Genomic DNA, 18,330 nt, shown 5'->3' on the forward strand with positions numbered 1-18,330 from the left:
GGGCTTCCCGGCCTACCCGCACTCCGTCGGACACCATCCCGCCATGGTGGCCCACGAAACCCCCGCTTGGCACCGTCCGATACCGGCCACAGCACCCACCGCACACGACCGCGGCCCGGCGGGAGTTCCCACCGGGCCGCGGTACGTGCCGTGTGCGGCGCGCGTGCTCAGTTGTGGCTGTGCAGCACGTCGTTCAGGCCGCCCCAGCTGGCCTTGTTCGGGCGGGCCTCGACGGTGCCGGTGGTGGAGTTGCGGCGAAAGAGGATGTTGTCGGCGCCGGAGAGTTCGGCGGCCTTGACGATCTGGCCGTCGGGCATGGTGACGCGGGTGCCCGCGGTCACGTACAGGCCGGCCTCGACCACGCACTCGTCGCCCAGCGCGATACCGATGCCGGACTCCGCGCCGAGCAGGCAGCGCTCGCCGATCGAGATGATCTGCTTGCCGCCACCGGACAGGGTGCCCATCGTGGAGGCGCCGCCGCCGATGTCCGAGCCGTCACCGATGACGACGCCCGCGGAGATGCGGCCCTCGACCATCGAGGTGCCGAGGGTGCCCGCGTTGAAGTTGACGAAGCCCTCGTGCATGACGGTGGTGCCGGCGGCGAGGTGCGCGCCGAGCCGTACGCGGTCCGCGTCGGCGATCCGTACGCCCGCCGGGGTGACGTAGTCCGTCATCCGCGGGAACTTGTCGACGCTGGTGACCGCCAGGTGCAGGCCCTCGGCGCGGGCGTTCAGGCGCGCGGTCTCGACCTGGTCGACGGGCACCGGGCCCAGCGAGGTCCAGGCGACGTTGGCGAGCAGGCCGAACATGCCCTCCAGGCTCTGGCCGTGCGGCTTGACCAGCCGGTGGCTGAGCAGGTGCAGGCGCAGGTACACGTCGTGGGCGTCCAGCGGCTTGTCGTCCAGCGACGAGATGACCGTACGGACGGCCACCACCTCGACGCCACGGCGCGGGTCGGGGCCGACCGCCTTCGGCGCGGCCTCGCCGAGCAGCTCGACGGCGCGCTCGTCGGTCAGCCGCTCGGTCCCGGCGGGGCCGGGGTCGGCCACCAGTTCCGGCGCGGGGAACCAGGTGTCGAGGACGGTGCCGTCGGTGGTGACGGTGGCGAGCCCGGCGGCGACGGCGCCAGTCGTACGGGAGGAAGCGGAGGAGGTAGCAGCATCGGTCATGTCGAAAACTTAACCGGGAGGGGGCTGCGGAGGCGAACCGGTCCGGGAGGCGGGACGCCGACCGGACGTGGGGACCGGGCGCGCCGCCCGCACCTCGCGTTCAGATGCGGCGCACCGTACCGTAGCCGGTCACCTTGCCCTCGCTCAGGTCCTTGCTGCGGTCGGACGGGCCGGTGGCCGGCCCCGACGTCACGGGTCCCGGCCGCCCCTCCGAGAACTGCGGGTGCAGGATCCGTCGTACACGTCGCAGGTGTGGTTGCCGGCCTCGTACGGGCAGCCGGACAGGGACAGCTTGCCCGGCGTCGTCGGGAAGCGTTCGGGGTCGTCGATCTCGAAGTCCGCCACCCGGCGGACCACCGTATGGGTCACCTCGGAGGCGCCCGGCGCGGCCCGCACGACCGGGTGGACGAAGGTGTGGTCGGTGTGTACGGCCAGTGCGCCGCCCCGGCCCTTCTCGAACATCATCCACCCCGCGGCCCACCCGTCCCGACCCCGCCAGGCCGCCCCGCCACCTCACCCGATCGCCCTCGCCACCGCGTCCCGCACCTCTCCCCGGTCGAACTTCCGCCCCGTCAGCAGATGTTGCAACATCAGCCCGTCGATCAGTCCGACCAGCGCCCGCGCCGTCCTCTCGTCACCGGTCCGCCGCGCCAGCAGTTCGACCATCGCGTCGAGACACTCGGCGGCCAGCGGCCGTACCGCCTCGTGCCGCAGCGCCGCCAGGTACAGCTCGTACTCCAACTCCACCCGCGACCGGTCGCCGCCCCCGCCCAGCGACTCCTCGACCAGCCGCGTCACCTCGTCCGCGAGCGGGGCCACGGGGTCCACGCCCTGCACCCACGCCTCGATCCCGGCCAGCCATTCCCCGTTGACCTGCCGCAACGCCGCCACCAGCAGGTCGTCCAGCGAAGCGAAGTGGTACGTCGTGGACCCCAGCGGTACGTCCGCCTCGGCCGCCACCACGCGGTGACTGAGCCCGGCGATGCCCCGCTCGCCCACCACGCGGATCGCCGCGTCGATGATCCGCTGCCGCCGGTCCGGGTCGTATCGGCGCGGCATCAGTGTGCCCCGCCCAGATTCAGCACGACGACCCCCGCGATCACGAGCACCACCCCGATGATCCGCGCAGCGGTCGCCGCCTCCCCGAGAAACACCATGCCGATCGCCGCGACCACGGCCGTCCCGGCCCCGGACCAGATCGCGTACGCCGTACCGACATCCATCGTCTTCAGCGTCTTGGCCAGCAGCACGAACGCGACGACGTACCCCAGCACCGTGCCCAGCGAGGGCCACAGCTTGCTGAAGCCGTCGCTGTACTTCATCGCGGTCGTCGCGAGGATCTCGGAGGCAATCGCTCCGGCAAGCGTCAGGTACACCATACGTACGATCGTACACAACGTTGCGTACGGTCGTACACAAAGCGGAGCGCGCCCCTCCGCACCGGCGTCTTCAGCACAGCGTGCGGAAAGTCGAGTGCGGGGCACCCTGTCCCTGGCCATGATGTTGATCATGTCTGAATTTTTCGATGCGCCTGATCGGCTGGGCGAAAGTGCTCTGCCTGACGGGCGGTTGCTCGGCTGGGCCGAGTGGGGGCCGCTGGACGGCGTGCCCGTTCTGTTGTGTCCGGGTGCGGCTACGAGCCGGTGGCTCGGCTTCGGCGCAGGCGTTGTCGACGCGCTCGGAGTGCGCCTCGTCTCCGTGGACCGTCCGGGGCTCGGTGCGTCGACGCCCGCTCCCGGACGGACCTTCTCCGAGTTCGCTGAAGACATGCGACAACTCTGTCTGCTGCGCGGACTGGGGCACCCGGCCGTGGTCGGGAACTCGCAAGGCGCACCCTTCGCCCTCGCCTGCGCCGCGGAGGGGGTCGCCTCGGCACTGGCTGTCGTCTCCGGTGCGGACGAGGTCGCCGCGCCGCAATTCGCTTCCGTTCTGGAACCGGACCTGCGCGGTCTCGTCGAGCGGACCGAGCGCGATCCGGCCGGTGCCGAAGAGCTGTTCGCGAGCTTCACCGCGGACGCGATGTGGAACATGGTCATGGCCGGAAGCCCGCAGTGCGACCTCGCCGTGTATCAGGACCCTGATTTCGCGGCCGGCTACCGCAGGGCCTTGGACGAGGCATTCGCCCAAGGTGCCGCCGGTTACGCCCGCGACACGGTCCTGGCGATGGGACGGTGGCCCTTCGCCCTCGACGAGATCCGTGTCCCGGTCGACATCTGGTACGGCGAGCAGGACACCAGCCACTCGCCCGACAACGGAGCACTGCTCGCTGCCCGTATACCCGGTGTACATCGTCATGTCGTGCCGGGAATCGGCGGTGCCCTGCTGTGGACACATGCCCGGTCGGTCCTCACGTCGCTCGTCGGGAGGGCCGTCTCCGGCGGGTAGGCGACGTCGGTCAGTCCAGCAACGACTTCTTCGGCCGCAGCACGCAGAACTCGTTCCCCTCCGGGTCCGCCAGCACCACCCAGGTCACGTCGTCCCCCTGCCCGACGTCCACCCGGCGCGCCCCGAGCCCGATGATCCGCTCGACCTCGGCCGCCTGGTCGTCCGGCGCGAGGTCGATGTGCAACCGGTTCTTCCCCGCCTTCGCTTCGGGTACGGAGAGGAACGTGATCCCCGGCAGCGCGTTCTCGTCCGCCGCGACGATCACCTCCTCCGGGTCCTCGTAGACGATGCGCCAGTCCAGCACCTGGGCCCAGAAGGTGGCGAGCCCCTTCAGATCGTGGGCGTCGACAGCGAGTTGGTACAGAGAAACGGCCATGCCCGTCAGTGTGCCGGGCGGGCATGGCCGTGTCAGGGGGTCAGGTCAGCCGGATGGCCCCGACGAACGACGCGAAGGTCTCGGCGGAGAAGATGAGCGCCGGACCGTCCGGGTTCTTGGAGTCCCGTACCAGGACTATGCCTGTCGCCCCATCCGCCACTTCGAGGCAGTTACCCTCACTGGACCCGCTGTAGCTGGACTTTCGCCACGTCGACAGCACCGACGCGTGGGCGATGACGTACTGGCTGCTACCCATGTTCGTACTCCTCCGCGACAGCCCTGATCAGAGCCAGGGATTCTTCGTGCGACCGCGCATCCCCCATGGCAAGGGCATAGGAAGACTGGCAGTTGTGGACCACGTCCGGGGTGTCCAGGATGGTGCCGGTACGCAGCCCCTCGACGTAGACGATGGGCGGCGCGTCATCGAACCACATCAACGTCGTACCGCTTTCCAGAATCGCGTGGACACCCACCGAGAACGGAATGACATGGACGCGAACCCGCCCTCGCTCCCCCATGTCCGCGATATGCCGAAGCTGCTCGGCCATGACGACCGGCCCGCCCACGGGGCGCCGCAACACCGCTTCGTCAAGGAGCACCCATAGCGCAGGCGTTACGGTGCCTTCGAGGATGCTCTGCCGCCCGACCCGCGTGACGACAGCGTCGTCACACTCCTTGTCGCTCAGGGGAGGGAACGCCGACTGGAACACCGCTCGGGCGTAGGCCGTGGTCTGCAGGAGCCCCGGCACGAGCGTGGCCCCGTACTCCCGAATCATCGTCGCCTGCTGCTCGAACAGCGCTGCCCGTTCGTAATGATCGGCCACCGGCCGACCGTCGAGTGTCGGCAGAAACCGGGCGAACACACCTCCCGTGTCCAACACTTGATCCAGGCGCCGCGCGTCGTCAGGTGCCGGCTTCCGGCGTCCTGCCTCGATGTGGGCGATATGCGTGCGCGACATGACCACGTACTCGCTCAGCTTTTCCTGGGTGAGGCCGGCCGCCTCCCGCCGCTTTCTCAGCTCTTCCCCGTAAGCCGTGCGTGACGGGGGAATGCGGCTGTCGCTCATACGGGCAACTCCTTTGCGTGACCTGCCCTTTGTCACCCTCTACTTACTGGCGAGCGTACTCGCGCGACTCCACCCTGTAAGCAGAAACAACCACCCCACCCCCCACGGAGGCACACCGCATGACCAACCGCTTCGAGAACATGTCCCCCGCCGAGACCGCCCGCGAAATCATGTGCGACCTTGGCGAGGCCGCACGCGCCGTCGGTATCCAGTTCCCCAGCCTGCGGCTGGACCCGCACCCAGTTGCCGGGCTCGGGTCGCCTACCCATCTCATCGAGACCGGCCGTATCAACCTCACCACCGCCATGCAGATGACCGACGTGTTCCGCGCGGCGCGCCCGTAAGGCAACGCAAAAACGGCTGTGCCCGCCGGGAAAATCCGGCGGGCACAGCCGCAAAAAGATCGCTTTCGATCAGACGTTGAACCCGAGCGCCCGCAGCTGCTCGCGCCCATCATCCGTGATCTTGTCCGGGCCCCACGGCGGCATCCAGACCCAGTTGATCTTGAGTTCGTTGACGATGCCGTCCGTGGCGGACTTCGCCTGGTCCTCGATGACGTCGGTCAGCGGGCAGGCCGCCGAGGTGAGCGTCATGTCGATGGTGGCGATGTTGGCGTCGTCGACGTGGATGCCGTAGATCAGGCCCAGGTTGACGACGTCGATGCCCAGCTCGGGGTCGACGACGTCGTAGAGGGCCTCGCGGACCTCTTCCTCCGAGGCCGGCTTCGTGGTTACTGCGTCGGTCATGCGGTCTTCGCCTCCTCGGACAAAGCCTTGGCCGTGGCGTCCTTCCAGGCCATCCAGCTCAGCAGCGCGCACTTCACGCGTGCCGGGTACTTCGAGACGCCGGCGAACGCCACCGCGTCCTCCAGCACCTCCTCCATCGCGTCGTCGGGCTCCAGCTGGCCGCGGGACTGCATCAGCTCCAGGAAGGTCTCCTGGATCTTCTGCGCCTCGCCCAGCTCCTTGCCGACCAGCAGGTCGTTGAGCACGGACGCGCTGGCCTGGCTGATGGAGCAGCCCTGGCCCTCGTACGACACGTCTTCCACGGTCGCACCGTTGAGCCGTACGCGCAGCGTGATCTCGTCACCGCAGGTCGGGTTGACGTGGTGCACCTCGGCGTCGCCGTCCCGAAGACCGCGCCCGTGGGGGTGCTTGTAATGGTCCAGGATGACGTCCTGGTACATGGAATCCAGCTTCACGGCTCAGTCAGTCCTCGTCCTCATCCGAAGAAGTTGCGGACGTGCTCCAGCCCCTCGACGAGGGCGTCGACCTCGGCCGGAGTGGAGTACAGATAGAAAGACGCTCGCGTGGTCGCGGGAATTCCGTAGCGCAGGCAGACCGGCCGCGCGCAGTGGTGGCCGACCCGGACCGCGATGCCCTGCTCGTCCAGTACCTGGCCCACGTCGTGCGGGTGGATGTCACCGAGCGTGAAGGAGATCGTCGCGCCGCGGTCCTCGGCCGTGGCGGGGCCGATGATGCGCAGGTCCGGGACCTCCAGCAGCCGCTTGACGGCGTACTCGGTGATCGCGTGCTCGTGCGCGGCGATGTTCTCCATGCCGATCGAGGTGAGGTAGTCCACGGCCGCGCCGAGGCCGACGGCCTGCGCGATCGGGGGCGTGCCCGCCTCGAACTTGTGGGGCGCGGGGGCGTAGGTCGAGGAGTGCATGGACACTGTCTCGATCATTTCGCCGCCACCCAGGAACGGCGGGAGGTCCTCCAGCAGCTCCTGGCGGCCCCACAGGACGCCGATGCCGGTCGGGCCGCACATCTTGTGGCCGGTGAAGGCCACGAAGTCGGCCTGGAGGGCCTGCACGTCCAGCGGCATGTGCGGGGCGGCCTGCGAGGCGTCGATGCAGACCAGCGCGCCGACCTCCTGGGCGCGGCGGATGATCGCCTCGACCGGGTTGACGGTGCCCATCAGGTTGGAGACGAGCGTGAAGGAGACGATCTTCGTGCGGTCGGTGATGACCTCGTCGATCGTGTCCAGGTCGAGCCGGCCGTCGTCGGTCAGCCCGAACCACTTCAGCTTCGCGCCGGTGCGCTGCGACAGCAGCTGCCACGGGACGATGTTGGAGTGGTGCTCCATCTCCGTGATGACGATCTCGGTGTCCTGGTCGACGCGGTACGGCTCGTCGGCCCAGCCGAGCATGTTCGCCACGAGGTTGAGCGACTCGGAGGCGTTCTTGGTGAAGATCACCTCGTCGCGGCTCGGCGCGTTGATGAACGCGGCGACCTTGTCGCGTGCGCCCTCGTACAGCGCCGTGGCCTCCTCGGCGAGCACGTGCACACCGCGGTGGACGTTGGCGTTGTAGCGCTCGTAGTACCCGTTCAGCGCGTCGAGCACCTGGCGGGGCTTCTGGGAGGTCGCCGCGTTGTCCAGATACACGACCTTCTTCCCGTCGTGGATGCGTCGCTCCAGGATGGGGAAGTCCTTGCGGATCGCCTCTGTGTCGAGGAGGCCCGGCAGCTTTGTCACGCGGTTGCGCCACCCTTCACGTACGCCTCGTAGCCCTCGGCCTCCAGCTTGTCCGCCAGCTCCGGGCCGCCGGACTCGGCGATCCGGCCGTTGGCGAAGACGTGCACGTGGTCGGGCTTGATGTACCGGAGGATCCGGGTGTAGTGGGTGATCAGCAGGGTGCCCACGTCACCGCCCTCGCGGACGCGGTTGACGCCCTCGGAGACGACGCGCAGCGCGTCGACGTCCAGGCCGGAGTCGGTCTCGTCGAGGATCGCGATCTTCGGCTTGAGCAGTTCCAGCTGGAGGATCTCGTGGCGCTTCTTCTCACCGCCGGAGAAGCCCTCGTTGACGTTGCGCTCGGCGAAGGCCGGGTCCATGTTGAGGCGCTGCATGGCCTCCTTGACCTCCTTGACCCACGTACGCAGCTTGGGGGCCTCGCCGCGGATGGCGGTGGCGGACGTACGCAGGAAGTTGGAGACCGAGACGCCGGGGACCTCGACCGGGTACTGCATGGCGAGGAAGACGCCGGCGCGGGCGCGCTCGTCGACGGACATCTCCAGGACGTCCTCGCCGTCGAGGGAGACGGTGCCGCCGGTGATCGTGTACTTGGGGTGACCCGCCAGCGAGTAGGCGAGGGTGGACTTGCCGGAGCCGTTGGGGCCCATGATGGCGTGCGTCTCGCCCTGCTTCACGGTCAGGTCGACGCCCTTCAGGATCTCGCGCGGGCCGCCTTCGGCCTCGACGGAGACGTGCAGGTCGTGGATCTCAAGCGTTGCCATGGGGACTCAGGACTCCTGGGTGACGGAGACGAGCACGGAAGCGTCCGCGCCCTCTCCTTCGATCTTTACGGGGTATACGGGGACGGGCTGCGTGGCGGGGAGGCCGGACGGCTTGCCGGTGCGCAGGTCGAAGCTGGAGCCGTGCAGCCAGCACTCGATCGCGCAGTCGTCCACCTCGCCCTCGGACAGGGAGACGTTCGCGTGCGAGCAGATGTCGTTGATCGCGAACACCTCCCCTTCGGTACGGACGAGGGAGACCGGTACGCCGTCGATCTCGACCCGCTTGGGGCTGTCCTCCTCCAGTTCGGCCAGCCCACAGGCGCGTACGTAGGCCGGACTCATGCCACGGACGCTTCCAGCTCGGCCTCGATCTTGGCGATCAGGCGCTCCTCGACGTCCGGCAGACCGATCTGCTGGACGAGCTCGGCGAAGAAGCCGCGGACGACCAGACGCCGGGCCTCGTCGGCCGGGATGCCGCGGGCCATCAGGTAGAACAGCTGCTCGTCGTCGAAGCGGCCGGTGGCGCTGGCGTGGCCGGCGCCGACGATCTCGCCGGTCTCGATCTCCAGGTTGGGCACCGAGTCGACCCGCGCGCCGTCGGTCAGCACGAGGTTGCGGTTGAGCTCGTAGGTGTCCGTGCCGGCGGCGGCGGCGCGGATGAGCACGTCGCCGATCCAGACGGCGTGCGCGTCCTGGCCCTGGAGGGCGCCCTTGTAGACGACGTTGGAGCGGCAGTTCTGCGCCTCGTGGTCGACGAAGAGGCGGTGCTCCTGGTGCTGGCCGTTGTCGGTGAAGTACAGGCCGTAGAACTCGGCCTCACCGCCGGGCGCCGCGTACGTGACGCGCGGGTGCAGCCGGACCAGGTCGCCGCCGAAGGTGACGACCACGGACTTGAAGCCGGCGTCCCGGCCGACCAGCGCGTTGTGCTGGGCGACGTGGACGGCGGAGTCGTCCCAGTCCTGCACCGAGACGACGGTCAGCTTGGCGCCGTCGCCGATGAGGTAGTCGATGTTGGCGGCGAGCGTGGCGTCGCCGGTGTGGTCCATCACGACGACGGCCTCGGCGAACGCGCCCAGCTCGATGACCTGGTGGCCGAAGGCCGTACCGCCCTCGCCGTGCACGGCGATGCGGATCGGCTCGGTGAGCACCGTCTCCTTGGGCACCGTGATCACGGAGGCCTTCTCGAAGGAGCTGTACGCCTGGGCGGCGATCCGGTCGACGGGCTTGCCGGCCTTGCCGACCCGCGGGTCGTCGCGCTCGACCAGCTCGTGGGTGACGCCCTCGGGCGCCGTGATGTCCACCTTCAGGTCGGCGCCCGAGGCGACGGCGGTGCCGTCGTGCAGGCCCTTCAGGCGCGCGAGGGGCGTGAAGCGCCACTCCTCCTCGCGGCCGTGCGGCACCGGGAAGTCCGCCACGTCGTAGGACGGCGGGGCGCTCATCCGGGTGGCGACGGTGGACTCGGCGGCCACCGCGATCGAGCCGGTGGTGGTGGAACCCGCCGGAATTGTCTGAGCCTCAGCCATGGCTGTCGTCGTGCTCTCTTCCTCGTTGAGAATCAGTCGCTGCTCGCTGCGGCCGTCAGCCGACCGCGCCTTCCATCTGCAGCTCGATCAGCCGGTTCAGCTCCAGCGCGTACTCCATGGGCAGCTCGCGGGCGATCGGCTCGACGAAGCCGCGCACGATCATCGCCATCGCCTCGTCCTCGGACAGGCCGCGCGCCATCAGGTAGAAGAGCTGGTCGTCGCTGACCTTGGAGACGGTCGCCTCGTGGCCCATCGTGACGTCGTCCTCGCGGACGTCCACGTACGGGTAGGTGTCCGAGCGGGAGATCGTGTCGACGAGCAGGGCGTCACAGAGCACGTTGGACTTGGAGCCCTCGGCGCCCTCGCCGATCTCGATCAGGCCGCGGTAGGACGTCCGGCCGCCGCCGCGCGCCACCGACTTGGAGACGATGTTGGAGGAGGTGTGCGGGGCCATGTGGACCATCTTGGCGCCCGCGTCCTGGTGCTGGCCCTCGCCCGCGAAGGCGATGGACAGGGTCTCGCCCTTGGCGTGCTCGCCCATCAGGTAGACGGCCGGGTACTTCATCGTCACCTTGGAGCCGATGTTGCCGTCGACCCACTCCATGGTCGCGCCCTCGTAGGCGACGGCGCGCTTGGTGACCAGGTTGTAGACGTTGTTCGACCAGTTCTGGATCGTCGTGTAGCGGCAGCGGCCGCCCTTCTTGACGACGATCTCCACGACCGCGGAGTGCAGCGAGTCGGACTTGTAGATCGGGGCGGTACAGCCCTCGACGTAGTGGACGTAGGCGTCCTCGTCGACGATGATCAGCGTCCGCTCGAACTGGCCCATGTTCTCGGTGTTGATCCGGAAGTAGGCCTGCAGCGGGATGTCCACGTGGACGCCCTTGGGCACGTAGATGAACGAGCCGCCGGACCACACCGCGCTGTTCAGCGAGGCGAACTTGTTGTCGCCGACCGGGATGACCGTGCCGAAGTACTCCTGGAACAGCTCCGGGTGCTCCTTGAGCGCCGTGTCGGTGTCCAGGAAGATCACGCCCTGCGCCTCCAGGTCCTCGCGGATCTGGTGGTAGACGACCTCGGACTCGTACTGGGCCGCGACACCGGCGACCAGGCGCTGCTTCTCCGCCTCCGGGATGCCGAGCTTGTCGTACGTGTTCTTGATGTCCTCGGGCAGGTCCTCCCAGGAGGCGGCCTGCTGCTCCGTGGAACGCACGAAGTACTTGATGTTGTCGAAGTCGATGCCCGACAGGTCCGAGCCCCAGTTCGGCATGGGCTTCTTGCCGAAGAGCTTCAGGCCCTTGAGGCGGAGCTTGAGCATCCACTCGGGCTCGTTCTTCTTCGCCGAGATGTCGCGGACGACCTCTTCGGACAGGCCGCGCTTGGCGGAAGCGCCGGCCACGTCGGAGTCGGCCCAGCCGTATTCGTACGTGCCCAGGCCCTCGAGCTCAGGGTGAGCAGTCTCCGTGGGGAGAGTCATGCGGGGTTCCTCCCGGCCGTGCTTGCAGAAGCGTTGGTGGTCTTGGTGGTGCTGTGGGCGGTCTTGCCGGCGGCCTCGCGGCCCTTCGGGACGAAGGTCGTGCAGACACCGTCGCCGTGGGCGATGGTGGCAAGACGTTGCACGTGGGTCCCCAGCAGGCGGGAGAAGACCTCGGTCTCCGCCTCGCACAGCTGCGGGAACTGCTCGGCGACGTGGGCGACCGGGCAGTGGTGCTGGCAGAGCTGCTCACCTTGCTGATGACTGGGCGCGCTGCGTGCCGTAGCAGCGTACCCGTCCGCGGTCAACGCCTCGGCAAGTGCCTGCGTACGCCCTTCGGGGGACGCGGCCTGCACGGCGGAGCGGTAACTCTCGGCCAGCGCGCCGAAGCGGGCCCGGGCGAACGCCGCGATGGCGGCCTCGCCCAGCTCGCCGCCGCCCGCGCTCTCCGCGATCCAGCGCAGCGCGTCGGCCGCGAGCTGGTCGTAGGACTGGTCGAAGGCGTCCCGGCCGCAGTCGGTGAGCGCGAAGACCTTGGCCGGGCGGCCGCGCGTGCGCGCGCCGTAGACGCGCTTCTCGCGGGGCTCGACGACGTTCTCCGCGACGAGGGTGTCGAGGTGGCGGCGGACGGCCGCCTGGGTCAGCTCCAGCCTGAGGGCCAGCTCGGCAGCGGTGGACGGACCGTGGTCGAGGATGGAACGCGCGACGCGGTTGCGCGTGCCCTGCTGTTCGTCGTGGGCCGGCGCGGCGCCGGAGACGGACCGCGGCGCCCGCGCGGGCGTGGGGCGGTCCGGCCCGCCGGCCGGGCGGGCCGCGGTGCCTTCCTGGTCCTCGCTCGCGTATTTCACAACGCCATTGTTGCGTAATTCCTCAGGCCGATACAACCCTCGACCGGATCACGGACAGGTGGCCTCGATCACTTAGGGTCACCTAATTGCCGCACCCGGCCGGGCCTCGTACGGGCGCACGAAAGCCCCCGCTGACCTGCGGTTTCGCGAACATCGACGGCCACCGGCAAGCCATTTTCCACCCCCGGTCCGGGGCGCGGATGATCTACGCCCCGCACAGGGCCGCCCCGCTCCCCCACCCGAGGGAGACCACGCCTTTTCGCCCCCGCTCCTGTGCGCACCCCCGCGCTTCGTAGACTGCCGGTCATGCGCAGCGCCTCCTCCGGGGCCACCCCCCGGACCCCCGGCCGTCCGCCTGCCGTCGAGGTCACCGGCCTGGTCAAGCGGTACGGGACCAAGACCGCGGTGGACGGCCTCGACCTCCGGGTCGAGGCGGGCTCGGTCACCGCCGTCCTCGGCCCGAACGGCGCCGGGAAGACCACCACCGTCGAGATCTGCGAGGGCTACCGCCGCCCCGACGCGGGCACCGTCCGCGTCCTGGGCCTGGACCCGGTCGCCGACGCCGCGACGCTACGGCCCCGTATCGGCGTGATGCTCCAGTCCGGCGGCGTCTACGCGGGCGCCCGGGCGGAGGAGATGCTGCGGCACACCGCGAGCCTGCACGCCCACCCGGTCGACGTGGACCTGCTCATGGACCGGCTGGGCCTGGGCAGCTGCGGACGTACGGGCTACCGGCGGCTGTCCGGCGGGCAGCAGCAGCGCCTCGCGCTGGCCATGGCCGTCGTGGGCCGCCCCGAGCTGGTCTTCCTGGACGAGCCGACGGCCGGGCTGGACCCGCAGGCCCGGCACGCCACCTGGGACCTCGTACGGGAACTGCGCGCCGACGGCGTCAGCACCGTACTGACCACCCACTTCATGGACGAGGCCGAGCAGCTCGCCGACGACGTCGCGATCATCGACGGCGGCCGGGTGATCGCCCAGGGCAGCCCCGAGGAGCTGTGCAAGGGCGGCGCCGAGAACACCCTGCGCTTCACCGGCCGGCCCGGCCTCGACCTGGGGGCGCTGCTCAAGGCGCTGCCCGCGGACAGCGCGGCGGCCGAGCTGACCCCCGGCACGTACCGGGTGACCGGCAAGATCGACCCGCAGCTGCTGGCGACCGTCGCCTCCTGGTGCGCGCAGCACGGCGTGCTGCCGGACGCCATAGCCGTCGAGCGGCACACCCTGGAGGACGTCTTCCTCGAACTGACCGGCAAGGAGCTGCGTTCATGACCGCCACCGGCACGACGGACCGGAGCGGCGCGGCCGGCGCCGCCGGCACCTTCGCCCCCCGGCCCGGCGCGGCGCCGCTGCCCCGGATGATCCGCGCCCAGGCCCTCCTCGAAACGAAGATGCTGCTGCGCAACGGCGAGCAGCTGCTGCTGACCGTCGTCATCCCGACGCTGCTGCTCGTGCTGTTCTCCGCCGTCGACATCGTGGACACGGGCGAGGGCAAGGCGGTCGACTTCCTGGCGCCCGGCATCCTGGCCCTGGCCGTGATGTCCACCGCCTTCACCGGGCAGGCCATCGCCACCGGCTTCGAGCGCCGGTACGGGGTCCTGAAGCGGCTGGCCGCGTCGCCGCTGCCGCGCTGGGCGCTGATGGCGGCCAAGACCTGCTCGGTGCTGGTGACCGAGATCCTCCAGGTCGTGCTGCTGACGGTGATCGCGTTCGTGCTGGGCTGGTCCCCGCACGGCAATCCGCTGTCGGTGGTGCTACTGCTCGTCCTCGGTACGGCGGCGTTCTCGGGCCTCGGTCTGCTGATGGCGGGCACGCTCAAGGCGGAGGCGACGCTGGCGGCGGCCAACCTCGTCTTCCTGCTGCTCCTGGTGGGCGGCGGCGTGATCGTGCCACTGGACAAGTTCCCGGACGCGGCGCAGTCGGTGCTCGGGCTGCTGCCGATCTCCGCGCTCTCGGACGGCCTGCGGGACGTCCTCCAGCACGGTGCGGGCATGCCCTGGGGCGACCTCGGCATCCTCGCCGTGTGGGCGGTGCTCGGGCTCGGCGCGGCGGCCAGGCTGTTCCGCTGGGAGTAGGCCGCTGGGAGCGGGCGTGAGTGGTGTGACCTGCGGGTACGTAAGCGGTCCGCGCGTTGCCCCACCCCCTCGTGAAACTTTGCACAAGCCGCGGCCTACGATGGCTGCGTGCCGAACACGTGGAACCCCTTTGAGCTGATCGCGCGCCGCTGGCAGCCGAGCGCCGCCTTCGTACGGCGGGCCGCGCTGGCCACCGTCGTGATGTCCGTCGTCATCGTCGTGACCGGCGGCGCCGTCCGGCTCACCCAGTCCGGGCTGGGGTGCTCGACCTGGCCCAAGTGCACCCCGGACAGCCTGACCCCGACCGCCGCGATGGGCATCAACGGCCTCATCGAGTTCGGCAACCGCCTGCTGACGTACGTACTGTGCGCGTTCATCGGCGTGTTCATCATCGCGGCCCGCGCCCGTACCCCCCGGCGCCGCTCGCTCACCCGGCTCGGCTGGGCCATGTTCTGGGTCGTCATGGGCAACGCGGTCTGGGGCGGCATCGTCGTCCTGACCGGCCTGAACCCGTACCTCGTCGCCGCGCACTTCCTCCTCACCACCGCCCTGCTCACGGTCTCCGTGCTGGCCTGGCGGCGGGCGGCGGAGGGCGACCAGGCGCCGCGCGACCTGGTCTCCCGGCCGGTGCGCCAGCTCGCCGGACTGCTGGTGCTGGCGACCGGCGCGCTGACCGTCCTCGGCACCGTCGTCACCGGCGCCGGACCGCACGCGGGCGACGCCAAGAAGGTCCACCGCATCCCGGTGGACTGGCGCGAGATCACCCAGCTGCACGTCGACTTCGTCTACATCGTCGTCGGCCTGTCGGTGGCCCTGTGGTTCACGCTGCGCGCCGTCAAGGCACCGGCCGCGCCGCGCCGCATGGTGCTGGAGCTGTTCGGCTGCATCGCGCTCCAGGGAGTCATCGGCTACGTCCAGTACTTCGCGGGCCTGCCGGAGATCGTCGTCGGGCTGCACATGCTGGTCTCGACGCTGGTGTGGATCTGCGTACTGCGCATCTACCTGGCGCTGCGCGACCGGGGGCCCGTACCGGCCGGTACGGACGAGGCGCCCACGACCGAAGCCGAGGTGCCCGCCCCCGCCGCCGAGGCCCGGACGGCCGCCGAGCCTCAGCCGGCCGCCGGCACCTCCGCCTCCAGCCGGTAGACGCGGCGCGCCGTCCCGGACGTGACCATGGCGGTGATCCGCCGCGCGTCCGCGGGCGCGCACATGCCCTCCTCCGCCCACTCCCGTACGACCCGCTCCACGGCCCGTACGAAGAAGCGCGTGCCCGTCACGTACAGCTCGGGCAGCGCCCGCGCCCCCGTGGAGAACATCAGCTTGCCGAACGGGGCCTGCGCGAGCGTCTCCTCGGGGCGCGGTCCGGCGTCCGCGTAGACATGCGGGTGGACCGCGGCCAGCTGCGCCGCCCGGCGGTGGTGCGGCGGCCGGGGCAGCAGCACCAGGTCCGTACCGATGCCGGTGGTGGCCGTCAGGAAGCCCGACAGCGGCAGCGGGTCGGAACAGTGCAGCTGTACGGGTACGCCGGTGGCGACCGCGCTCCACAGCAGGTGCCGCAGGAGCGACGGCTCGGTCAGCCGCTCCCCCGGCTTGCGGCCCCGCAGCCACCGGTCGGCCGCGCGCCGCACCTCGCCCGCCTCGGGGGCGCGGCCCTCGCAGAAGGCGGCGCCGGAGGCGAAGGCGGTGGCTCCCTGGGTGGCCGCGTAGATCGCTTCCGCGGTGTAGCCGATGAAGGAGTCGACGCTGCCGGAGGTGTCCGCGACCTGTTCGGCGAGCGCTTCGAGCCGTATGACCTCATGGGCGCGGGCCTCGGCCGCGGCGGCCAGCTCGCCGGCCGTGGTCAGCTCGCTGGGCGCACCCGTCTCCAGCAGGAACGTGCCGATTCCGGCGCCGCGCAGCAGCAGGCGGCCGGCGTGGAAGGCGCCCAGCTCCCGTCTGCGGGCGAGGTAGCGGGCCGGTGGGCAGTGCGCCTCCAGGCCGAGCAGCGGCGGGCACCAGCGGCGTACGCCGAGGCCGGTCCAGCTGTCGAAGAAGGTGGTGCCGGCGGGCGCCGGGCCTTGTCCGCCGGAGGCGGCGGCCAGCCGCGCCTCGAAGGCGCCGAGTCCCAGGTCACCGTGGAGCGCGCCGTGGCTGTGCTGGTCCACGAGCGGTGGCAGGTGGTCCATCCGCCCCTCCTCGCCGAAGCCGAAGGCGCCCGCTGCGCCGAAAGCCCACCAGGGGCGGCACGGATGCCGCCCCTGATGGGCTCAACGGACGACGCGGTCGTCAGGTAGCGGTCCCGGCCGGGCCGCGGCGCCGTCCGGCGCGGTCCGTGCCGGCGGAACCGGTGGCCGCGCGGGGTTCAGCTGTTGGACGGGCCGCCCACCTGGATGCCCGCCATCCGTGACCACTCGTACGGCCCGGTGCGCACCTTGGCCGCCAGTTCGCCGTCGAAGTCGTCGTGCAGTTCGGCGCCCGCCCGCTCGGCGGCGGCCCGTGCGATGTCCTGGGTGTCGGCGACCAGGTTGCCCCACTGGCCGTCGGCGCCGACCAGCGCGATCCGGACGCGGCCGCGGCCGATGTGGGCGAGCTGGGCCCCGGCGCTGCCGCCGTGGGCGGTGGCGAAGGCGCGGACGGCCTTGGCGAGGGCGGCCGTCCGCCGCTCGTCGCGCTTACGGGTCCAGCCCCCCGCCACCTGGTCGTCGAGCTGCTCGTCCGCCTGCTTGGTGTCTGCCATGGACAGGATGCTACCCGCCGGTAATCAGCGGGGGAAGAGCCGTACGGGCGGGCCGCGCGGGACGCCGCACACACGCCGCGGGCCCGCCACGAACGGATCGTGACGGGCCCGGCGGACGTCTCGGCGAACGCACCCCTACCGCAGGAACGGGTCCACGGCGACGGCGACGAACAGCAGCGACACATAGGTGATCGACCAGTGGAACAGCCGCATCTCCTTGAGCTTCGGCCCGGTGATCCCGGCCTTGGCGCGAGCCTGGAGGGCGTGCGCCTCCTTCAGCCAGAAGGCGCCGCACAGCACCGCCACCACCGTGTAGAACCAGCCGGTGTACCCCAGCGGCTGGAGCAGCAGCGACACCAGGACCATCACCCAGCTGTACGCCACGATCTGCCGCGCCACGGCCTTGTTCCCCGCGATGACCGGCAGCATCGGCACGCCGACCCGCTCGTAATCGTCCTTGGCCTTCATCGACAGCGGCCAGTAGTGCGGCGGCGTCCAGAAGAAGATGACAAGGAAGAGGACGGCCGAGGCCCAGGAAACGGTATTGGTGACCGCGGACCAGCCGATGAAGACCGGCATGCAGCCCGCGATGCCGCCCCAGACGATGTTCTGCGCGGTACGCCGCTTGAGGATCATCGTGTAAACGACGACGTAGAACAGCAGGGCACCGAGCGACAGCATCGCCGACAGCGGGTTGACCAGGAACCAGAACCAGGCCGTCGAGCCGACCGCCAGCGCGGTCGCGAAGACCAGGCACTCGCGGGGCGAGACCATGCCGGTGACCAGGGGCCGCTGCGAGGTGCGGTCCATCAGGGCGTCGATGTCGCGGTCGATGTACATGTTGAACGCGGCCGCGCCGCCGGCGGAGAGGTAACCGCCGACGCAGGTGGCCAGCACCAGCCAGAGGTCGGGGACGCCGCCGGCCGCCAGGAACATCACCGGGACCGTCGTCATGAGCAGCAGCTCGATGACGCGCGGCTTGGTGAGTGCCACGAACGCCTTGACGCGGGCCCCGAACGGACGGTGACCTGAACCCTGCGGGCCCTGGACTAGGACCCCCGCAGGACGGGATTCGACGGCCGTCACGCACACCCCTGGAAGTAACATCAGCGACTTGCGCCGCGAAGATAAGGCCAGCAAGCGTTCCCGGCCGTGAAGACCCGGTTAAGGCTTGCGCGTACCACGCCACTTTAGACGTTGGCCATACGACGGCCTTCGCGGGGGTGGGGTCGTGTTGAGGGGGTACCGGGGCCGCAAGGGCCGTACCGCCCACCGTTTCCCGCGCGTGCCGCGTACCGGTTGCGGCCGCCCGTCCGCGCCCCGCCGCCGCTCCCCGCGGGCGCGCCTTTCCGGGCCCTTCGCCCGCCGTTCACGCCGTTCAGGAGGCGAAGGCGGGCACCGCCCGGCAGTCTGGACAGTGGCCGTCCCGCCCGGGGCGGGAATACCCGGAGTCCGGATTTG

The 18,330-nt window shown here is 70.3% G+C and carries 23 protein-coding genes; 5 read left to right on the top strand and 18 right to left on the bottom strand.

What is annotated here, in order from left to right:
- Positions 1–167: 167 nt before the first annotated feature.
- The 4 genes from dapD to ACZ4Z1_RS20385 all read right to left on the bottom strand — a co-directional run bounded on the left by dapD (position 168) and on the right by ACZ4Z1_RS20385 (position 2,548).
- A complete protein-coding gene (gene dapD / locus ACZ4Z1_RS20370; protein ID WP_468487992.1) occupies positions 168–1,169 on the bottom strand; it encodes a 2,3,4,5-tetrahydropyridine-2,6-dicarboxylate N-succinyltransferase in 1,002 nt (333 codons plus the stop codon).
- A 189-nt stretch (positions 1,170–1,358) separates the two neighbouring features.
- Entirely contained in the window at positions 1,359–1,634 is a 276-nt protein-coding gene (locus ACZ4Z1_RS20375) for a hypothetical protein (protein WP_468487993.1), read from the bottom strand.
- Positions 1,635–1,682: 48 nt separating this feature from the next.
- The gene (locus ACZ4Z1_RS20380; protein WP_468487994.1) at positions 1,683–2,228 is read right to left on the bottom strand and encodes a TetR/AcrR family transcriptional regulator; all 546 of its coding nucleotides are present in this window, start codon (positions 2,226–2,228) and stop codon (positions 1,683–1,685) included.
- Positions 2,228–2,548: a DMT family transporter gene (locus tag ACZ4Z1_RS20385; RefSeq protein ID WP_360126518.1), complete on the bottom strand. Its 321-nt coding sequence runs from the start codon at positions 2,546–2,548 to the stop codon at positions 2,228–2,230. The genes ACZ4Z1_RS20380 and ACZ4Z1_RS20385 overlap by 1 nt, the downstream gene beginning before the upstream one ends.
- A 130-nt stretch (positions 2,549–2,678) precedes the next feature.
- Between ACZ4Z1_RS20385 and ACZ4Z1_RS20390 the strand changes: the two genes are divergently transcribed.
- Entirely contained in the window at positions 2,679–3,554 is an 876-nt protein-coding gene (locus ACZ4Z1_RS20390; RefSeq protein WP_468488143.1) for an alpha/beta fold hydrolase, read from the top strand.
- A gap of 10 nt (positions 3,555–3,564) precedes the next feature.
- On the opposite strand, the gene ACZ4Z1_RS20395 is transcribed toward ACZ4Z1_RS20390, so the two are convergent.
- Genes ACZ4Z1_RS20395 through ACZ4Z1_RS20405 form a run of 3 tightly spaced genes read right to left on the bottom strand, consistent with a single transcriptional unit; the run spans position 3,565 to position 4,997 of the window.
- Entirely contained in the window at positions 3,565–3,930 is a 366-nt protein-coding gene (locus tag ACZ4Z1_RS20395) for a VOC family protein (protein WP_468487995.1), read from the bottom strand.
- Between the two features lie 40 nt (positions 3,931–3,970).
- Positions 3,971–4,186 (bottom strand): DUF397 domain-containing protein, encoded by a 216-nt coding sequence (locus ACZ4Z1_RS20400; RefSeq protein WP_468487996.1) that lies wholly within the window; start codon positions 4,184–4,186, stop codon positions 3,971–3,973.
- Positions 4,179–4,997 carry a helix-turn-helix domain-containing protein gene (locus tag ACZ4Z1_RS20405; RefSeq protein WP_468487997.1) on the bottom strand — a complete coding sequence of 273 codons (819 nt, stop codon included), beginning with the start codon at positions 4,995–4,997 and terminating at the stop codon, positions 4,179–4,181. Before ACZ4Z1_RS20405 ends, ACZ4Z1_RS20400 begins: the two co-directional genes overlap by 8 nt.
- A gap of 119 nt (positions 4,998–5,116) precedes the next feature.
- Here ACZ4Z1_RS20405 and ACZ4Z1_RS20410 point away from each other — a divergent pair, with 119 nt between their 5' ends.
- Entirely contained in the window at positions 5,117–5,341 is a 225-nt protein-coding gene (locus tag ACZ4Z1_RS20410; RefSeq protein ID WP_468487998.1) for a hypothetical protein, read from the top strand.
- A gap of 69 nt (positions 5,342–5,410) precedes the next feature.
- On the opposite strand, the gene ACZ4Z1_RS20415 is transcribed toward ACZ4Z1_RS20410, so the two are convergent.
- The 8 genes from ACZ4Z1_RS20415 to ACZ4Z1_RS20450 are packed head-to-tail and all read right to left on the bottom strand — an operon-like array spanning position 5,411 to position 12,081.
- Entirely contained in the window at positions 5,411–5,743 is a 333-nt protein-coding gene (locus ACZ4Z1_RS20415) for a metal-sulfur cluster assembly factor (RefSeq protein WP_073760145.1), read from the bottom strand.
- Complete coding sequence (gene sufU / locus ACZ4Z1_RS20420) at positions 5,740–6,198, bottom strand: Fe-S cluster assembly sulfur transfer protein SufU (RefSeq protein WP_003983960.1); 459 nt, start codon at positions 6,196–6,198, stop codon at positions 5,740–5,742. The genes ACZ4Z1_RS20415 and sufU overlap by 4 nt, the downstream gene beginning before the upstream one ends.
- 20 nt (positions 6,199–6,218) lie before the next feature.
- Complete coding sequence (locus ACZ4Z1_RS20425) at positions 6,219–7,475, bottom strand: cysteine desulfurase (RefSeq protein WP_468487999.1); 1,257 nt, start codon at positions 7,473–7,475, stop codon at positions 6,219–6,221.
- Entirely contained in the window at positions 7,472–8,236 is a 765-nt protein-coding gene (sufC, locus tag ACZ4Z1_RS20430) for a Fe-S cluster assembly ATPase SufC (RefSeq protein ID WP_468488000.1), read from the bottom strand. Before sufC ends, ACZ4Z1_RS20425 begins: the two co-directional genes overlap by 4 nt.
- 6 nt (positions 8,237–8,242) lie before the next feature.
- Positions 8,243–8,578: a non-heme iron oxygenase ferredoxin subunit gene (locus ACZ4Z1_RS20435; RefSeq protein ID WP_125056971.1), complete on the bottom strand. Its 336-nt coding sequence runs from the start codon at positions 8,576–8,578 to the stop codon at positions 8,243–8,245.
- On the bottom strand, positions 8,575–9,759 hold the full coding sequence (gene sufD, locus ACZ4Z1_RS20440; protein ID WP_468488001.1) for a Fe-S cluster assembly protein SufD: 1,185 nt from the start codon (positions 9,757–9,759) through the stop codon (positions 8,575–8,577). Before sufD ends, ACZ4Z1_RS20435 begins: the two co-directional genes overlap by 4 nt.
- 55 nt (positions 9,760–9,814) lie before the next feature.
- Positions 9,815–11,236 carry a Fe-S cluster assembly protein SufB gene (sufB, locus tag ACZ4Z1_RS20445; RefSeq protein ID WP_468488002.1) on the bottom strand — a complete coding sequence of 474 codons (1,422 nt, stop codon included), beginning with the start codon at positions 11,234–11,236 and terminating at the stop codon, positions 9,815–9,817.
- Positions 11,233–12,081, bottom strand: coding sequence for a helix-turn-helix transcriptional regulator (locus ACZ4Z1_RS20450; RefSeq protein ID WP_468488003.1), 849 nt, complete (start codon positions 12,079–12,081; stop codon positions 11,233–11,235). Before ACZ4Z1_RS20450 ends, sufB begins: the two co-directional genes overlap by 4 nt.
- Positions 12,082–12,387: 306 nt before the next feature.
- On the opposite strand from ACZ4Z1_RS20450, the gene ACZ4Z1_RS20455 reads away from it, so the two are divergent.
- The 3 genes from ACZ4Z1_RS20455 to ACZ4Z1_RS20465 all read left to right on the top strand — a co-directional run bounded on the left by ACZ4Z1_RS20455 (position 12,388) and on the right by ACZ4Z1_RS20465 (position 15,299).
- Positions 12,388–13,350, top strand: a complete 963-nt coding sequence (locus tag ACZ4Z1_RS20455) for an ABC transporter ATP-binding protein (protein ID WP_468488004.1) — start codon at positions 12,388–12,390, stop codon at positions 13,348–13,350.
- Positions 13,347–14,153, top strand: a complete 807-nt coding sequence (locus ACZ4Z1_RS20460) for an ABC transporter permease (protein WP_468488005.1) — start codon at positions 13,347–13,349, stop codon at positions 14,151–14,153. Before ACZ4Z1_RS20455 ends, ACZ4Z1_RS20460 begins: the two co-directional genes overlap by 4 nt.
- Before the next feature lie 108 nt (positions 14,154–14,261).
- The gene (locus ACZ4Z1_RS20465) at positions 14,262–15,299 is read left to right on the top strand and encodes a COX15/CtaA family protein (protein ID WP_468488006.1); all 1,038 of its coding nucleotides are present in this window, start codon (positions 14,262–14,264) and stop codon (positions 15,297–15,299) included.
- Here the strand turns inward: ACZ4Z1_RS20465 and ACZ4Z1_RS20470 are convergent.
- From ACZ4Z1_RS20470 to ACZ4Z1_RS20480, 3 genes are all read right to left on the bottom strand, one after another.
- Entirely contained in the window at positions 15,263–16,318 is a 1,056-nt protein-coding gene (locus ACZ4Z1_RS20470) for an amidohydrolase (protein WP_468488007.1), read from the bottom strand. The two genes, ACZ4Z1_RS20465 and ACZ4Z1_RS20470, sit on opposite strands and share 37 nt — an antisense overlap.
- Before the next feature lie 176 nt (positions 16,319–16,494).
- Positions 16,495–16,869 (bottom strand): hypothetical protein, encoded by a 375-nt coding sequence (locus ACZ4Z1_RS20475; protein ID WP_468488008.1) that lies wholly within the window; start codon positions 16,867–16,869, stop codon positions 16,495–16,497.
- 135 nt (positions 16,870–17,004) lie between these two features.
- Complete coding sequence (locus ACZ4Z1_RS20480; protein WP_468488009.1) at positions 17,005–17,955, bottom strand: heme o synthase; 951 nt, start codon at positions 17,953–17,955, stop codon at positions 17,005–17,007.
- Between the last annotated feature and the right edge of the window lie 375 nt (positions 17,956–18,330).

This window comes from Streptomyces sp. NPDC030165 (assembly GCF_055573595.1).

What these genes read in the sequence shown, in the direction of transcription:
- ACZ4Z1_RS20410 (WP_468487998.1), top strand. Translation starts at nt 5,117, where the DNA reads ATGACCAACCGCTTCGAGAACATGTCCCCCGCCGAGACCGCCCGCGAA.
- ACZ4Z1_RS20375 (WP_468487993.1), bottom strand. Translation starts at nt 1,634, where the DNA reads ATGATGTTCGAGAAGGGCCGGGGCGGCGCACTGGCCGTACACACCGAC.
- ACZ4Z1_RS20455 (WP_468488004.1), top strand. Translation starts at nt 12,388, where the DNA reads ATGCGCAGCGCCTCCTCCGGGGCCACCCCCCGGACCCCCGGCCGTCCG.
- ACZ4Z1_RS20385 (WP_360126518.1), bottom strand. Translation starts at nt 2,548, where the DNA reads ATGGTGTACCTGACGCTTGCCGGAGCGATTGCCTCCGAGATCCTCGCG.
- ACZ4Z1_RS20380 (WP_468487994.1), bottom strand. Translation starts at nt 2,228, where the DNA reads ATGCCGCGCCGATACGACCCGGACCGGCGGCAGCGGATCATCGACGCG.
- ACZ4Z1_RS20390 (WP_468488143.1), top strand. Translation starts at nt 2,679, where the DNA reads ATGTCTGAATTTTTCGATGCGCCTGATCGGCTGGGCGAAAGTGCTCTG.
- ACZ4Z1_RS20400 (WP_468487996.1), bottom strand. Translation starts at nt 4,186, where the DNA reads ATGGGTAGCAGCCAGTACGTCATCGCCCACGCGTCGGTGCTGTCGACG.
- ACZ4Z1_RS20395 (WP_468487995.1), bottom strand. Translation starts at nt 3,930, where the DNA reads ATGGCCGTTTCTCTGTACCAACTCGCTGTCGACGCCCACGATCTGAAG.
- ACZ4Z1_RS20405 (WP_468487997.1), bottom strand. Translation starts at nt 4,997, where the DNA reads ATGAGCGACAGCCGCATTCCCCCGTCACGCACGGCTTACGGGGAAGAG.
- sufB (WP_468488002.1), bottom strand. Translation starts at nt 11,236, where the DNA reads ATGACTCTCCCCACGGAGACTGCTCACCCTGAGCTCGAGGGCCTGGGC.
- ACZ4Z1_RS20460 (WP_468488005.1), top strand. Translation starts at nt 13,347, where the DNA reads ATGACCGCCACCGGCACGACGGACCGGAGCGGCGCGGCCGGCGCCGCC.
- ACZ4Z1_RS20475 (WP_468488008.1), bottom strand. Translation starts at nt 16,869, where the DNA reads ATGGCAGACACCAAGCAGGCGGACGAGCAGCTCGACGACCAGGTGGCG.
- dapD (WP_468487992.1), bottom strand. Translation starts at nt 1,169, where the DNA reads ATGACCGATGCTGCTACCTCCTCCGCTTCCTCCCGTACGACTGGCGCC.
- ACZ4Z1_RS20435 (WP_125056971.1), bottom strand. Translation starts at nt 8,578, where the DNA reads ATGAGTCCGGCCTACGTACGCGCCTGTGGGCTGGCCGAACTGGAGGAG.
- sufD (WP_468488001.1), bottom strand. Translation starts at nt 9,759, where the DNA reads ATGGCTGAGGCTCAGACAATTCCGGCGGGTTCCACCACCACCGGCTCG.
- ACZ4Z1_RS20415 (WP_073760145.1), bottom strand. Translation starts at nt 5,743, where the DNA reads ATGACCGACGCAGTAACCACGAAGCCGGCCTCGGAGGAAGAGGTCCGC.
- sufC (WP_468488000.1), bottom strand. Translation starts at nt 8,236, where the DNA reads ATGGCAACGCTTGAGATCCACGACCTGCACGTCTCCGTCGAGGCCGAA.
- ACZ4Z1_RS20470 (WP_468488007.1), bottom strand. Translation starts at nt 16,318, where the DNA reads ATGGACCACCTGCCACCGCTCGTGGACCAGCACAGCCACGGCGCGCTC.